The 15109-nt window shown below is 59.8% G+C and carries 11 protein-coding genes and 1 pseudogene; 4 read left to right on the forward strand and 8 right to left on the reverse strand.

From position 1 onward, the window contains the following. From AB5Z25_RS06480 to AB5Z25_RS06505, 6 genes and pseudogenes are all read right to left on the reverse strand, one after another. Window positions 1-828, reverse strand: a pseudogene (locus AB5Z25_RS06480) (DUF4430 domain-containing protein); the annotation flags it as partial. 350 nt (window positions 829-1178) lie between these two features. After that, window positions 1179-2942: an ABC1 kinase family protein gene (locus tag AB5Z25_RS06485; RefSeq protein ID WP_368135084.1), complete on the reverse strand. Its 1764-nt coding sequence runs from the start codon at window positions 2940-2942 to the stop codon at window positions 1179-1181. A gap of 8 nt (window positions 2943-2950) precedes the next feature. Further along, a complete protein-coding gene (locus AB5Z25_RS06490; protein WP_271755708.1) occupies window positions 2951-3361 on the reverse strand; it encodes a hypothetical protein in 411 nt (136 codons plus the stop codon). A 105-nt stretch (window positions 3362-3466) separates the two neighbouring features. After that, window positions 3467-4990 carry a C69 family dipeptidase gene (locus AB5Z25_RS06495; RefSeq protein WP_368135085.1) on the reverse strand — a complete coding sequence of 508 codons (1524 nt, stop codon included), beginning with the start codon at window positions 4988-4990 and terminating at the stop codon, window positions 3467-3469. Window positions 4991-5345: 355 nt separating this feature from the next. After that, window positions 5346-6200: a bifunctional 5,10-methylenetetrahydrofolate dehydrogenase/5,10-methenyltetrahydrofolate cyclohydrolase gene (locus AB5Z25_RS06500; protein WP_368135086.1), complete on the reverse strand. Its 855-nt coding sequence runs from the start codon at window positions 6198-6200 to the stop codon at window positions 5346-5348. A gap of 2 nt (window positions 6201-6202) precedes the next feature. Then, the gene (locus tag AB5Z25_RS06505; RefSeq protein WP_368135087.1) at window positions 6203-6835 is read right to left on the reverse strand and encodes a cyclodeaminase/cyclohydrolase family protein; all 633 of its coding nucleotides are present in this window, start codon (window positions 6833-6835) and stop codon (window positions 6203-6205) included. A 379-nt stretch (window positions 6836-7214) separates the two neighbouring features. Between AB5Z25_RS06505 and AB5Z25_RS06510 the strand changes: the two genes are divergently transcribed. The 3 genes from AB5Z25_RS06510 (at window position 7215) to AB5Z25_RS06520 (ending at window position 11450) form a co-directional block, all read left to right on the forward strand. Then, window positions 7215-7814, forward strand: a complete 600-nt coding sequence (locus AB5Z25_RS06510) for a hypothetical protein (protein WP_138112912.1) — start codon at window positions 7215-7217, stop codon at window positions 7812-7814. 241 nt (window positions 7815-8055) lie between these two features. Further along, the gene (locus AB5Z25_RS06515; protein WP_368135088.1) at window positions 8056-8649 is read left to right on the forward strand and encodes a hypothetical protein; all 594 of its coding nucleotides are present in this window, start codon (window positions 8056-8058) and stop codon (window positions 8647-8649) included. Window positions 8650-8954: 305 nt separating this feature from the next. Then, on the forward strand, window positions 8955-11450 hold the full coding sequence (locus AB5Z25_RS06520) for a phosphatidylinositol-specific phospholipase C (protein ID WP_368135089.1): 2496 nt from the start codon (window positions 8955-8957) through the stop codon (window positions 11448-11450). Between the two features lie 94 nt (window positions 11451-11544). Here AB5Z25_RS06520 and AB5Z25_RS06525 read toward each other — a convergent pair whose 3' ends face one another. Next, window positions 11545-11814 (reverse strand): hypothetical protein, encoded by a 270-nt coding sequence (locus tag AB5Z25_RS06525; protein WP_117773055.1) that lies wholly within the window; start codon window positions 11812-11814, stop codon window positions 11545-11547. Between the two features lie 168 nt (window positions 11815-11982). Here AB5Z25_RS06525 and AB5Z25_RS06530 point away from each other — a divergent pair, with 168 nt between their 5' ends. Continuing rightward, window positions 11983-13032 carry a PDDEXK nuclease domain-containing protein gene (locus AB5Z25_RS06530; RefSeq protein ID WP_368135090.1) on the forward strand — a complete coding sequence of 350 codons (1050 nt, stop codon included), beginning with the start codon at window positions 11983-11985 and terminating at the stop codon, window positions 13030-13032. A gap of 424 nt (window positions 13033-13456) precedes the next feature. Here AB5Z25_RS06530 and AB5Z25_RS06535 read toward each other — a convergent pair whose 3' ends face one another. Continuing rightward, window positions 13457-14794 carry a TFIIB-type zinc ribbon-containing protein gene (locus AB5Z25_RS06535; RefSeq protein WP_227789809.1) on the reverse strand — a complete coding sequence of 446 codons (1338 nt, stop codon included), beginning with the start codon at window positions 14792-14794 and terminating at the stop codon, window positions 13457-13459. Between the last annotated feature and the right edge of the window lie 315 nt (window positions 14795-15109).

Consider the following 15109-nt stretch of genomic DNA (forward strand, 5'->3'; position numbering starts at 1 on the left):
GAGCGTGTAGCCGCCCGCGCCGACCTCGGAGGCGCTGCCGTTGACGAACAGCTGCCAGTACGCGCCGGTCGCCGAGTCGTAGCCGAGCTTGCGGTCCTTATCGAAGGGCGACGTGATCGAGTTGAGTGCCCAGCCCCAGCTGCCGTTGGGGTTGTAATCGGCCTTGAGGCCGGCACGCTTGAACAGCTGCTCGGAGAGGTCGGCCGCGGTCGAGCCCTCCTTCAGCGTGATCCGCTGCGCGGCGGCCCAGGTCTGCTGGGCGCCCTTGGCGTCGGTGCCGACGACGGAGCACGTGGCAGAGACCTCCTGGCTCTCTGCCTTGGCAGGCTGAGCCTTGGCCTCTCCAGCGGCAGAGACAACGGCGGTGTCCTGCTTCGAGGCATCGGACGTCGATGCAGCCGGTGCCTCATTGCCGGCAGCGCTATCGTCCTCAGTCTTGTCGGTAGGGCCCGAAGCTGTCGCAGTGGCATCTTGCTCGGCAGTGCCCCCATTCGCCACCATGCCGCTCGCATTGAGGTCGGCAGCAGGGCTTGTCGCGGACTCACCAGAGCCGTTCTCGGCAAGCGGTGCCGCCTGAGCCACAGCCTCGGCAATGCCCTCGGCGCCCTCGGCCCACAGCTGAGCCGGTGTGGTGCCAAAGGCCATCGCGAATGCCAGGAATGCCACCAGGCCGCGCTTGGCTACGCCGCGCGCAATTGCGCCACGGCGATGCGAGACGCGCTCGCGCTCGTCCTCAAACATATCCAATTGTCCCCCATTGTCTGTACTTGGAGCGTTGCCTTGAGGCTGCCCCACGTCATCGCGCATGTTGCGCTCGAGTTCCCCCATCGGGGTCCTCCTTCCCTCCAGAGCCCTATGCACACCGGCGGCATACGCCGCGGCAACGTGCAAGATGGGAGGCGATCCGACTTAACCTTAACGGCTCAGGCGCGCCGTCCGATCTGCGACGCGAACATCCCGAGCCAAGAGGAATTACGGTTACTGGTACAGCCGGGGACTTGCACCCCGATTCTCCCAAACGCGCAGGAAAACCGCGCATTCGTGCGTCTCCGCACCACCATCTAGGCCATCGATTATTACCGTCAAAATGGTATCACGCAAAAGGGCCTCGCACGCAGGCGAAGCCCATGGTAAAAGCTATTGTTTGCGATAGGAAAATGCGGTGACGGTCGCAGACTCTAGTGCTTGCCGCCGTGGCTGTTGAGCCAGATATTGCGGCCCAGCATAAGCGCCAGCACCAGCGCGCTCACGTAGCCCATAAAGCCAATGACTGGGATACCAAACACAACCGGCTCGATGCGCGCGTAGTACACCACCGACGAACCGATAAACAGGCCGGCAATCACAATTGCCATCGACATGCGGTCGATAATTCCGCCCAGCTGTCGCAGCGCCTTATCGCTGCTCATGATCTGCGTGTTTACCTTAAGCTGTCCGCGCGTGAGCATGCGCGATGCCAAGCCCAGATACTCGGCCGCCTCGAGCGAGCCTTTTGCCGCGCGATAGCTGCTCGCGGCAAGATCGCGCCCCATTTCGCGGACGCGTGCATAGGTGCTCTTCTCGTTTTTGATGTGCGTCTGGATGATCTGGATCATGTTGACGTTGGGCATGTACTCGGTCAGCAGGCCCTCAAGCGTCACCATGCCGCGCGCGAACATCGTTACCACGCTCGGCAGCTCAACGTCGTTTTTGCGCGCCAGGTTTAGCAGCGAGGTCAAAAACTCGCCGATATCAAGATCTTTAAGGTCAAGACCCGCAAAGTCGGCGACGATAAAGTCCAAGTCGGACAAAAAGGCCGAATGGTCGAGCTCGGCCGAGTCGCCGCGCGTCACGGCAAAGCGCATGAGCGAATCCTTGAGCTTGGGCACGTCACCCTCGGCCACGGCGAAAATCATATCCTTGACGATACCGCGATCGTGACTCGACATGCGTCCGACCATGCCCAAGTCGATAAAGTAGACGATGCCGTCCTTGAGAATGATGTTTCCCGCATGCGGGTCGGCATGGAAAAAACCGTCATCGAGCACCTGCGTCGAGTAGTCCTCGACAATCGCGGCACCGATCTTTTCCAAGTCATAGCCCTCGGCCACCAAGCGTTCGGGATCGGCGATCGAAATGCCGTCGACGTAGTCCATAACCACCACGTGCTCGGTGCACAGGTCCAGATAGGATTTAGGGCACGTCACGCCATGAACGCTCTTATGGAACTCGTAGAAGTCGTTGAGGTTTTTGGCCTCGGCCAAAAAGTTGGTCTCCTCGCGAAACGAGGTCCACAACTCCTCGACTACGCCGTGCAGATCAACGAATTGATCGGTGTTGACGAACTTGGAAACAATGCGCACCACCGAGCGGATGATATCGATGTCCTGCGCCATAACCTGCTGCGCACCGGGGCGCTGCACCTTGACGGCTACGTCCTCGCCCGTCACCAGACGAGCGCGGTGCACCTGCGCGAGCGATGCGCTACCAAGCGGATTGGGGTCGATCGCATCGAACGTCTCCCCCAGGCGCAGGCCGTATTCCTCTTCCAAGCAGCGGAGCACTACCTCGTACGGCACCGGCTCCACGTCGGAACGCAGACGGCGCAGCTCATCGCAAAAGCGCTGCGGCAGAATCTCGGACCGGTTGGCCAGAATCTGCCCCATCTTGACGAACATGGGGCCGAGCTCCTCGAGCAGGCGGCGCAAGCGAACCGGCGTGAGGTTATCCCACACACGGTACTTTTTGACCAAGCGAACAATCTGCCCGATGCGTTCGCGACGACCCGCCGGCGTGAGCTGGTATTCCTCGTCCGGCGCCATCGCGTCGGGCTCTTCGGGCACCATATCGACAGCGCGCGGCTTTTTGCGAGCGCCCGAGACGGCGGCATCGACCTCATCGACAACCGCCGCCTCGTCACCCAAAGGATCTAGATTGTTGTAATCGGTGGTGGAATCTGCCATCTGCGCTGCTACTCGGCCTCTTCGGTATCCTTCGCATCGTCGGGCTCAACGGACTCGACGGGCACCGAGGTCACGTTGTCCTCGACCGAATCGACGATGTCGCGCACATGGGCCAGGAAGGCCGTGCGCTCGGGGGCGGTCATGACGCGGACCCGGGCAAGGATGAGCTCGTCAAGCACGCGCTGGGCCGCGGTCTCGCCCTGCATGCCCAAGCGCTCGGTCAGATCGGAGATGGTACCGCCGGCCTGCTCGAACATGTCGGACACACTGCGGGCGATATCGGGGGTGGCGGTGTCCTTGCGGACCTGCTCGCCCTTGGTGTTAAGGTCGTCGAGGACCTTCTTGCCGCCTTCGACAGCAACGGCGGCAGCGCCAAAGCCCACGTTAATGGCGCCGTTAACAAGCTGATCGAGTTTCATAACCATGGTTATCTCCAATCACAAACAACTGCATTGGCGTTCTTGTACCCAAGATTGAGCGAAAGCGACAAAGCGTTTTAGCGCTATTCGATCGACGGGAAATCCCTACCTCACGTTGTCATTCATCGCGAAAGAGTTCTTCATGGCGCAGCTCGTGGTGTAAAGCACCTTGCCCAGCAGGGCATCGGTCTCCACGCGAACACGCTCGGCAAAGGCCTCGTTGGCGCGTGCAAGCTCGGCAGGCACCTCGACCTCGGGCAGAGCGGCTACGGCAGCGTCGACGTCATGGATCTGCTTGTGGCCCATGCCACCGATCTTCTCCTGATAATCCTCGACCGCGCGGCCGCACTCATGGAAGCGGACGTCAGCCAGCGCGCCGATCAGGCGGTTGGCCCAGTAGAAGTTTTCGGACGTCACGCGAGCCTGCGTGTCGGCATAGTACTCGGGCATAGTCTCGACGTTGGCGTACAGCGGAACCAGCGCGTTAAACGAGTTGGAACCAAAGGCCATCCACTGCACGGCGCGGTAGGCCGGCTGCGCATAGGGGCGCAGCTGCAACACGGCAAGCTGGCTGTTGCGGTTGATGCCGATGGGGCGATAGGCACCACGCGTAGCGGGCGTGCCCTTGCTGCCGTAGCAGTCGTACTCCGTGCCCTGGTAGTGGCTCGAGAGCACGTACTTGATGTCCTCGATGGTCACCTTGCGCTCGGGCACGCGGCTCCAGGGGATATCGTCGCTCTCGGGCGTGTAGTCGGCGTCGGGGCCATCCCACACGTCGCTGGGGTTGAGGCAGCGCTGCATGTACCAGGCGCGCGGCGTGTTGTAGACATGGTCGCTGTCGCTGTGCGAGCCAAAGGCCTCGCGCGGGTTAAAGACGGCAGCCGGGCCGTCGCTCTCGACGCCCAGCGTCAGGTCCAGATGCCACTCGGCCATCCAGACGCGCAGGTCGGCGGAGCACATATGGTCGGCCTGGGCGCCCTCGGCGTCATCCAGGTCAAAGCTGTCGATGCCCAGCTGGTTGGGCATGGTCACATAGGCGTCGTCAGGCACGCGCTTGGCGATCCAGTGGTGACCGCCGATGGTCTCGAGCCACCAGATCTCGTCCACGTCGCTAAAGGCGATGCCGTTGTTCTCGTAAGTGCCGTAGCGCTCGAGCAGGTCGCCCAAGATACGCACGCCGTCGCGGGCGGACTTGGCATACGGCAGCACCAGGGTCACCATGTCCTCCTCGCCCAGGCCACCGGGCTGCGCCGGCACATAGCCGTCCTCACCCTCGTTGCCCTTGGCGGGCACGTAGTCCACGAGCGGATCGGCGCCGCGGACGCGCTCGTTGGTGGTAAGCGTCTCGGTTGCGGACATGCCAACATTGAGCTCGTTGAAACCGGCCTCGGCCCAGATACCGTGGCCCGGAACAACATCGGGGACGCTCGTATAGCGCATGGGGTTATCGGGCAGCTCAACGGTCAGGTGGCTCAGGACGCTCGTGTAGACGCGCGGCTGCTCGTCGGGATGCACTACGCGCATGCGCTTGGGCTCAAATACCCCGTTGGACGAGTCCTCGTTACGCGCGACCAGGGTCGACCCGTCGTAGCTTGCGTTTTTACCGACCAGAATCGTTGTGCACGGCATGCGCATCCTCCTTGAGCGAAAAAATCAAACGGCAACAGTGTATCGCTTCGGCGCAGAAAGGGCGAAACCACGGCCTCGGCAGCCGCCGTGGTCAAAAAATGCCAAATATGAGTACTGTCACAAATTTAGTGGCAGCAAATTGCACTGTTCCGGGCGCCGGGAATCCTCACCTGTCCAAAAACTGAGTCTAGTAATTCCCCATACGTCCAATAAAATTGGCTCTTTAACGATATTACTTATCGCTAAAGAGCCAAAATGATCTCAAACATATGTGACTAACTTGACAACAGTACTCATATTTGGCATTTTTTGACCACGGGGTATCTAACCAACCCCCTAAACAGCCTCCAAACGCCTATTTTACCGCGCGCTCAGCCGCCTCGATCACGTGCTTGGCGAGAATTGCTGTCGTCACGGCGCCCACGCCACCCGGCACGGGGGTGATTGCGCCAACAACCGGCTCCGCGGCATCAAAATCGACGTCGCCGACCAGCTTGCCAGCGGCTTCGTCCCAATTAATGCCAACATCGATAATCGCCTGGTCCTCGCGGACCGCATCTGCGCCAATCGTGCGCGCGCGTCCAACGGCGGCAACCACAATGTCGGCAGCACAGCACTCGGCGGCAAGATCGCGCGTATGCGTATGGCACGTCGTCACGGTTGCGTTGCGCGCCGTAAGCATGGCGGCAACGGGGCGGCCAATTACCAGTGAGCGTCCGACCACGGCAACTTTGGCGCCGTCCAGCTCAACGCCGTAATGATCCAGCAAAGCAAGCACGGCTTCAGCTGTGCAGGGGGCAAAACCCTCGCCGCGCCCCGAAAGCGTGGTGAGCAGCGAAGCCGGCGTCATGGAGTCAACGTCCTTGGAGGGATCGAGCGCTGCGGCGACGGCGTTCTCGTCAAGGCCGGCGGGCAGCGGGCGAAACATCAGACAGCCATGAACAGCCGAGTCGGCATTGATGTCCTCGATGGCCGTCAACAGCTCGTCTTGCGAAACACCGGCAGGAAGCAACACGCGACGCGCCTCGATGCCAACCTTTTCGCAGCGTTTAAGGGCGCCGCGCTCGTAGGATAGGTCGTCCTCGCGTTCACCCACACGCACGATAGCAAGCGTCGGAACAACACCGCGTTCGCGCAGCGCAGCGCAGCGGGCAGCGAGCTCCTCAGTCAAAGCGCGGGCGACGGGAGCACCCTTCAGTAGCTCAGCCATGGCTATCCCCTCTTTCTTGCAGCGTCGGAGGCGCGGCGCGCCAGCGCATCGGCGCGCGGCAACCATGTGTCGAGCAACTCATCACACGCCGTCTCGAGCTCCTCGGCGCGTGCACGATCCTTCATAGACGTGGTGTTCGCAAAGAGCGTCAAGCTCGCGCCCTGCATGGCGGCGCGGCAGAATACGGCGCCGCACGCCACATCGGACAGCAGCTGACGCGAACCCTTGTCGGCCATGTCCTCGAGCAGCGCCAGTGCGCGCCCGCAGGCATCCATAATGCGATACGGCGGCATAGCGGCCACATGCAGCGCATCCTGAATCGCAGCCGGTCGGGCCGGGTCCTCACGCGGAATACCGTACGCAGCGGACACCTGGCCGTACGCACGAACGTCCTCGGCGACCAGACCCACAAGCTCCTGCGCCAACTCGTCTGCCTGGGCAAACGCACGCGTCAGGTCATCCGCACGATCAGCAAGCGCGGGATTGGTCGCACCGTAGCGGGCAACCATTCCGCACAGCGAGGCGCCCAGCGCGCCCACAAAAGCGCTCGCGCTGCCACCACCGGGAACTGGCTCGCGCGCGGCCAGCGCCTCGGCAAAACCGCGACAGGTTTTATCCAACATCTCTTGGCTCATACGCACACGCACCTTCAAGTCATATATATCGGTCGGGCGGCCGACGCCGGCCGACCGCATCGATCACGTAATGGTGCTAAGTCTAGCCCATAAGTACGCGAGCGTCAGCGCACCTGGCCATCGCGGATTTCTATGGCACACGATAGGCCATGCCAACGCAAACATGGGACACATGGCCCACCTTTCGAGACTCCCGAGCAGCACAAGCTGGGGCATATCTATAAGTAAGGAACCCGTTGGGGAACGGCCGCGCAACGGCCACAAGCGATGAACGGAGGCATAAGTCGCACAGTACACAGAGACATCCGCCGCCAGCGCAATCAGTACCCCAACAGCATGCGGCGCCGTGATGTCATCAGCAGACAAGGAGGACGCCACCATGATGAAAAAGACCCTATCAATCCTTTCCCTTTGCATCGCCCTCTTTGCCGCGCTCGCCCTTGTGGGCTGCGGCGGGAGCGCATCGGGCGGCGGCAGCGCCCCCAAGAGCGAGAGCAAGGAAAAGGCCCCCGTCGCCAAGAAGACCGACTACATCTGGTTTAAGGTCGAGATGCCCGAGGGCGTCGGCGTAAGCGACTCTGCCGGCAAGAATGCCGACAGGGTCCAGCTCACCTTCCCCGAAGACGAGAACGCCTCGGCCGATCGCTTTATCCCCGTTTGGAAAAAAGCGCTGACGGCCGAGGAATCCCACGCCGACCAGGCGGAAAAGAAGGGGGATACGTTCCAGTGGAAGGATGGCGGGTCCGTCGAGTATAACGGCAGGACGTGGCTCGTCGGAACATACGAGGACAACAGCGGCATCTCAACCATGCTTTTTACCGATGTTGAGCCGGGAAGCGTCTACGTCCTCATCTCGAACTTCGACCAGCACAAGAAAGAAGCCGAGGCACTCCTCAACTCCATCGAGTTCCCCGATGACATGGAAGAGGCAGTTTCCGAGGCACGCGAAGTCGAGATTTCGAGCATCGAGATCAAGTAACGGGACACCCGCACGCGCCTACGCGCACCCGCGCACATGCGCCCCATTAAAACAACGGGCGCCCAACCCGGGGAGGGCCGACAGCACCGGCCCTCCCCTCTTTTGGACCCGTGCATATTGCCACTTAACGGCGCAAATCCGGCCCTCAGAATGGGACACATGGCCCACCCTAGCGAGCCGTCCACGCGTACAGTAAAGGCAGGTAATCCGTGGGCGGTTACAGATCGAGGAGGACACGACCATGAAAAAGAAGGCCTTTGCGATTCTCACCCTCTGCATAAGCCTCTTTGCCGCAGTTGCCCTGGTGGGCTGCGGTGGCAGCGGCGGCGCTACCGGAAGTGGCGGTGGCGGCGGAGCAGAAAAGCCCGCCGTGGATATGAGGACCGACTTCATTTGGTTTAAGGTCGAGGTCCCCGAGGGCGTCGAGATCACCGACGTCGCAGGCGACACCGCCGACAGGGCCCAGTTTAAGTTCACCGAGAGCGAGCACGCCAGCGACCGCTTCATCCCTGTCTTCGATCCTGACAAGAACGCCGATGAACTGTTCGACTACGAGGCAAAGTGGAAGGCCAACTCTGGATGGACCGAGAGCGATCCCGTTAAGTACAATGGCAAGACCTGGCGCAGTGCCTACTTCACGCACTCGGGCGGCGTAACGACCGAATACTTCACCGACGTTGACGGCGGCAGTGTGTACGTGCGTATCGACAACGTCGAGGAACACAAGGACGCCGTCGAGACCATGATGAAGTCTCTGGAATTTGCCGACGACATCGCCGAGGCCAAGACCGAGGCCATGGACGTCAAGCTCGACGATATCGAGATCAAGCGCTAAGCGACTGGCAAGCGCAACGGGAAACACGGTCGCAGTGCAAACAAGCGACGGTACCCCAGCGCTTCGTACCCAGGGAGGGCCGGTAAACCGACCCTCCCTTTCTTATGCCGGTAGCCGACGAACGCGAGGATGCCGGACGCCGGAACCGCCCCAAATGTGGCAACAGTACGAAAACGACAAACACCCCAACACGTCCGCCCACCGATTTATCGCGCCGCGCAGACAATTAAACCAGCATCTTTAAACATCTGGGCAGTATAGTGACCAAAACTATCGCATAACCGCACTCTGCGAATGGAGAAGTTATGACCGAACACCACGCCATCAGCCGCCGAGCATTTACGTTGGGCCTTGGACTCGCGGCGTTGCCGCCGCTTGCAAGCCTGCCCGAAACCGCCATGCTGGGCATTAGCCCGCGGGCAGCCTTTGCGGACAGCACGGCCGGGCCAGCAGTCAGCCTCGACAATTTCGTCATTCGCCTTCGCCCCGCGGGCTATTTTCGTACCGCAAGCGTTAACGAAGACGGCAACGTCATCGGCAACGTCTGCCATCTGTTTAATGACGGCACGTCCAGCAAGCTCATCCTTGAGAACGTAACGACCAAGAATGACGATACAAACTGGTATGCTATCCGCACCTTGCTCAATTTCGAAGAGCATAAAAAGACGGGCTACAGCATTTGGTCGGTCGATGGCGACTCGGACAAAGACGGAAAGGTCATCCACGTATGGGGCGGCGAGTATGACAACAAGCCCAGCCGCTCTTTTGCGTTCGAGCGTCAATCAAACGGAACCTATATCATCCGAGACCGCACGGTCGAGAAAGAAACCGAGAAAAAAGACATTAAGTACCTGGCAATAGAATCGAACGGCGAAGACCAGGACAACAACAAGATCTGCCATAAGAGTAAGAGCATTCCGTGGGAGCTCGAACTTATCGGTTACGACATGAAAAAGAACGATGCCACGGTTAGCAGCCTCGACTGGATCACGTACAGCAGCTACGTCGATGGGCCATGTTGGATGAAATACGTCGACGACAACAAGTTCCTCGACGAGCTGAGCATCCCGGGCACGCACGATTCGGGCACCTGTAGCGTGGACAACGACACCGAGCCCCAATCCTCGCAAGTAAAATGCCAGCAGGATTACATTCCCACGCAGTTGCTCGAAGGCATTCGCTATTTTGATATCCGGCTCGGAAAGGGCGACAACCCCGGTATCGACCACGGGGATTACTACCTGCTCAAAAAAGACGCGTACTTTATGCATCTTTCCGATGTCATAGGCTACTTCAAAACGTTTTTGAACGAAAACCCGACAGAAGCGCTCATCATGCTTGTATCACGAGGCAACGACGAGGCTACCGACGAAAGTGTTACGACGGCTTTCGCCAAGGTTTTGGACGACAACCCCAAACTGTTCTATACGTCGAGCCGAATCCCCACGCTACACGAGGTGCGCGGAAAGATCGTTCTGCTGCGTCGATTTAGGCTCGCCGGCAACAGTGTAAGCGGCCACACGTGGGGCCTCGACCTTACCGAATGGGATGACAAGATCAAGGCTCACTCCGACAGCGCCACTATGTGTCTCGTCCAAGACGCGCGGGGCTTTGAAGCCGCGGGGGAAACAGGCGACAAAGAGCCCTATTGCACCAAGGTATACGCCCAGGACAAGTACAAACTCACGGGAACCGACAAGCTCAGCTGGGTCGATAATGCGCTGAAGGAAACGTCCGGGCGCACGCGCAACGAGGTAGATGTCGAGGACGATAACGGGGCCAAGGAGAAAGTCCTGGAGCGTTGCTGGTCTATCAACTACACCAGCTGCACGGGCTTGTCGCACGGAGGCAATCCTTTTACCTCGGCACGAGTAGTCAACGAGCATCTGTATAAGAGCCCGTACATCAATCCCAGCGGCATCGAGGATACAAAGTCAGATTACCTCAAGCACATTGGCATCATCGCATCCGACTTTGTTGATGCGGCGCTGGCCCGGAGCATCTATCAGCGCAATTACGATACGGAGCACAAGCAGACGGCTTCGTACTATCTCCCGTACTATCTCCCGACCCGCATGCGCATGACGTACGGCGACTCGCTGAGCGATGCCTCATTCCAGGATGGCAAGACCGTTGGCGAGGGTCATTTCCGCCTTGCCGACAGCAGCAACGCGCTCAACGCGACAGCTTCGGGCCATGCGTTTGCCATTGAATACGTGGATGTCGACGCCCTGGGCAACGAGACCGTTACGGGGCTGCAGGGCTCTGTGCCCATCGATATCGATCCACGCGCGCTGACGCCCCATTTTGAGGGACTCGAAGGCCTTAAGGCCGGCGAAGACGTGCGCGCCAAGATTGCGGCATCACTCGAGGGCAAGCTCGAAACCGATGCCTGCACGGCCCAGCTCGAGTTTGTGCACGACGCGAACGGCGCTCCGGGCACAGCAATGGCCGAGGGCGAAACATTTGCCGCAGGAACGTACTGGGTGCGCGTGAACGGTCTCTTGGGCAACGCGGCGCAGAACTACACGCTCGCCAGCGACGGAGCCGCAAGCTTTACCGTAGCGGCCTCGGACAGTGCTGCCGGCGCCGGCACCGGCAGCGGCACGGGTTCCAACGCAGGCAGCGCTGATAAGAACGGTAAGGGCAACAAGGGCAAGGGCTCGGGCGGAAAGCTCGCCGACACGGGCGACAGCTCTGGCGTTGCCGCCGGGCTCGCTGCCGCCGCCGTGGCGACAACGGTCGCCGGCGCGGCGATGCTTGCCAGTGACGGTGAAAACAACGAGGACGTTGTCGAATAGGCAAACCGGCCTTTTAGACACATCGACTCAATCGGGGGCGCAGAACACCGTTCTGTGCCCCCGATTTTTACCTTGGCCCGAACGCCGCTATCGGCTACATCACCATGTTCAGCGCGTTAACAAACTCCTGGGCCTTCGCACGGCTACTCAGGCTAAAGACGCAAGCGGTCAACAGTCGATTGCGCAGAAAAACATCACGGCCTTTGATTCTATTGACGCCCGTGATGTCCTTAAGATAGACAATCTCGGTGTGCTTGCCGCCGAAAGTGCCCTTCCTGAGCACCTCGATACGGTTGGGGTAGATCTTGACGTCTTTAAATCTACCCGAGCCCTTGTCCTGAAACAGCAAGGTGTTGTTGTCCATGCATGTCACTCCCATGGGGTTCGCGAAAACTGTCTCTATTGCCAAATTTTAGTCACCGCAAGGCCCCCATGCGAAGTTGCCAGACAGCGCAGCGATTCGTGTCCGCGCGAGGCTTTAAACTAAATTCGATAAAGATGCATTCCACAAGAGGAAAGCGGGGCGACAGTGATGGGCGAACTGGTAAACCGTGGAGAATCGGCAATCGTGCCCGAAGGTTTTTACAAGCAGGTCTCCTCGATTCTCAACGCCGCTCGCGACAAGGCCTATACCGCTGTTAACTTTGCGATGGTTGAGGCATATTGGGAGATCGGCAAGAGTATTGTTGATGAACAGGGCGGAGAGGAGCGCGCCAAGTATGGCGATGCACTGATCGACGAACTTGCCGTTAGATTGACTAAGGATTTTGGCAGAGGCTTCAACGCCAGAAGCTTAAGATACATGCGTCAGTTTTATCTTGCGTTCCCAATCCGGAACGCGCTGCGTTCCGAATTGAATTGGACACATTACCGCAGGTTATCGCGTATAACCGACCCTGATGCTCGAACATGGTACATGAACGAATGTGCCGATTCTCGCTGGAGCACGCGTCAGCTCGAACGCCAGATCAACACCATGTTCCGCGAGCGCCTACTTGCCAGCAAAGACAAAGAGGCCGTCACCCAGGAAATCCAAAAGAGCGCCCCGACCCATCGCCCCGAGGATATCATCCGCGACCCATATGTACTGGAGTTTTTAGGTTTCTCGGACGATGCTGCGTTTCGCGAGAGCGATCTAGAGCAGGCGCTCATCACGCATCTTCAGAAGTTCCTGCTGGAGCTTGGCCGTGGCTTCGCTTTCGAGGCGCGCCAAAAGCGCATCACCTTTGATGGGCGCCATTTCTATATTGACCTTGTTTTTTACAACTATCTGATGCGCTGCTTCGTGCTCATCGACCTTAAGACGGACGATCTTACGCATCAGGACCTGGGCCAGATGCAAATGTATGTGAACTACTACACGCGCGAGCTCATGAACGAAGGCGACAATCCGCCCATAGGCATCGTGCTCTGCGCGGACAAAAGCGATTCGATCGTCGAGTACACGCTGCCCGAAGACAACGACCAAGTGTTTGCCGCCAAATACCTGCCGTATCTTCCAAGCAAGGAAGAGCTGGCGCGCGAGCTGAGTGCCGAGTACCGCGCCATCAACGAAGCGACTAATGGCGAAACGCAAGGGTAGCAGCACGTTGCGACCGAAACCATCGCAGCCGTCGCAGGCGCACTCGCGGTTGCGACGGCTGCTACGAAACAATACCGGTCATGGACGCCGGCAACGACATTCTAGCCGTGGCTGGCGAGCGTGACCTGACAGGCAAAGACGCGGCCTTCGTCTGATGTGGGTTCATTGGCTGCCACAGAAAAGGGCCGGTTGCAGCCGGCCCTTTAGACGATAGCGCCTGCGTTGCCCGCGCTTCCAAAGTTGACCGACTGAGGAGCGGGTTCCGCCGCACGCCCTGATTTTACCCAGTGAGGCAGCTCTTTTGCAGCCGCTCCACTGTTTATTTACATCTGGCACCCTCAAACAATCAGACGGCAGCCCGCACTCCTGAGAGCCGCCCCATACCCCCGGCCATCACGTTACGGTGCCAACCGGTACCGCTCCCCTACTTCCCAAATAGCGCACCCAGCAGGCCGCGACGTTTGGGCTTCTCCTCTCGGTAGGAACCCTCGACGGCGGCTGCAACCTGGCGCGGTTGCTCGCCGCCTCCACGGCGCACGATCTGGTACAGGAACGGCGATTTAACGTATTTGACCTCGACGGGCGTGGCGTGCACGGTGCTCTCACCGGACAGATGCAGACTCGGGCTGAGCGGCGCCACAATATGCGTCTCGCGCTTGTCGCTAAACACCACCGCGGCCGCGCGGCCCGTCTGGCCGTTTACGGCGATGCGCACCTGCTCGCCGTCGCGGCTATCCGTTGCCGGACGGTCGACAAAGTACACCGGCACCATAACTAGGCCGTCCTTGTGCTTGCGGGCCTTGCGCGCCCAGGTGCGGATGCTCTTTTTATTGAGCCCCAGTACAGCCTCGGCGTCGTTGCCCGCAACGTCGAGCGCCAGCTTATCAATGACCACCTGGTCCTTGGTAGACGCATCGACGGAGACGACGCGAAAGTCGCCTTCCTGCATGGCGGGATCGAACGGACCGACCTTGGCAAAGTCCCACGGCTCCAAAATGCCCAGGAGGCGAACGTCCAGGTAGTTTGCCCTGGGATACGCCCAGTCGAGCACCTCGTAGTACACCAGGGTCTCCTTGCTCAGGCCCTTGACCGGGAAGGACGCCATCATGCGCAGGTCCGCCAGCGCCATGGGGAAATAGAAGAGCATCATGTCGTTTTGGATCGCATCTTCCACGTCGTGCCCGGCAAAGGCGTCGGGGTACTGGCGCACCAGCTGCAGTGCGTTGGCACGTGCCTGCTGCGGCGAGATTTCGCAGGGAATGCCCTGCTCCGGCACATACTCTGCACCCACGCCCATGGTCAGACGCTTGCTGAAGGTACCGGGCTTGAGCAGGTCGGCAATGCCGATCTTGTTGCCGCAGGACGGGCACTCAAACACACGCTGCGTTGACTCGCCCTCAAAGGACGCTCCGCAGAAGGGGCAAGGAATGCTCACATGCGTAGCCTCTTGGAACTCTTGCGCCGTGCCGCGATCCTCCCACAGCAGATGTTCCAGGACCGACTGATTGCGCCAGTGCGAATTGAAGAAATACCAGTCCGGGTCCTCCGGGCGCTCGAGTTGCGACACATGCGTGAGCTTGAGCAGTCCATCCACCACCGTCAACGGCGTATGGCGAATGCCCAAAGCGCTCTTGGGCTCTCCGGCGTCCGCCTGCCACGGAATGACCGCACCGCAATAAGCGCACTCAAAGCTGCGCTTAGCTTGGTGTGTGTACATAGGGCCGCCGCAGTTTTGACATTTAATGGCAAACATCTCGTCCATGGAAACGTCCTCCTTTGCACAGGGGCTGTCGGCATTAAGTATGTCGATCAAACAGGCACATGCCCATACCCATGTGGCCCAAAATGGACCACCCAGGCAGACGAGAAGGCTCGCTCGTTAGCACCGGCAGACTATTGCTGCATTTTCTGAGCATCGGTGCACGGCGCCCCCGCGCGAGCTACACTATCCCCTTAAACATGATTGTGAGGACGACCGCTATGCTATTTGTAAATCGGCTGGTACATACGCTTGTTCCCGGCAGCGAGGACGAGCCGGTCGATGCATCTTGCCGCACCAACGCGGGTTTTACCGCAA

This window comes from Collinsella aerofaciens (assembly GCF_040910325.1).
In the GTDB taxonomy this organism is placed as follows: domain Bacteria; phylum Actinomycetota; class Coriobacteriia; order Coriobacteriales; family Coriobacteriaceae; genus Collinsella; species Collinsella aerofaciens_BL.

Bases quoted from the DNA above. Each gene is read 5' to 3' on its own strand.
- AB5Z25_RS06495 (WP_368135085.1), bottom strand. From the start codon at position 4,990: ATGCCGTGCACAACGATTCTGGTCGGTAAAAACGCAAGCTACGACGGG.
- AB5Z25_RS06530 (WP_368135090.1), top strand. From the start codon at position 11,983: ATGGGCGAACTGGTAAACCGTGGAGAATCGGCAATCGTGCCCGAAGGT.
- AB5Z25_RS06490 (WP_271755708.1), bottom strand. From the start codon at position 3,361: ATGAAACTCGATCAGCTTGTTAACGGCGCCATTAACGTGGGCTTTGGC.
- AB5Z25_RS06520 (WP_368135089.1), top strand. From the start codon at position 8,955: ATGACCGAACACCACGCCATCAGCCGCCGAGCATTTACGTTGGGCCTT.
- AB5Z25_RS06525 (WP_117773055.1), bottom strand. From the start codon at position 11,814: ATGGACAACAACACCTTGCTGTTTCAGGACAAGGGCTCGGGTAGATTT.
- AB5Z25_RS06505 (WP_368135087.1), bottom strand. From the start codon at position 6,835: ATGAGCCAAGAGATGTTGGATAAAACCTGTCGCGGTTTTGCCGAGGCG.
- AB5Z25_RS06510 (WP_138112912.1), top strand. From the start codon at position 7,215: ATGATGAAAAAGACCCTATCAATCCTTTCCCTTTGCATCGCCCTCTTT.
- AB5Z25_RS06535 (WP_227789809.1), bottom strand. From the start codon at position 14,794: ATGGACGAGATGTTTGCCATTAAATGTCAAAACTGCGGCGGCCCTATG.
- AB5Z25_RS06515 (WP_368135088.1), top strand. From the start codon at position 8,056: ATGAAAAAGAAGGCCTTTGCGATTCTCACCCTCTGCATAAGCCTCTTT.
- AB5Z25_RS06500 (WP_368135086.1), bottom strand. From the start codon at position 6,200: ATGGCTGAGCTACTGAAGGGTGCTCCCGTCGCCCGCGCTTTGACTGAG.
- AB5Z25_RS06485 (WP_368135084.1), bottom strand. From the start codon at position 2,942: ATGGCAGATTCCACCACCGATTACAACAATCTAGATCCTTTGGGTGAC.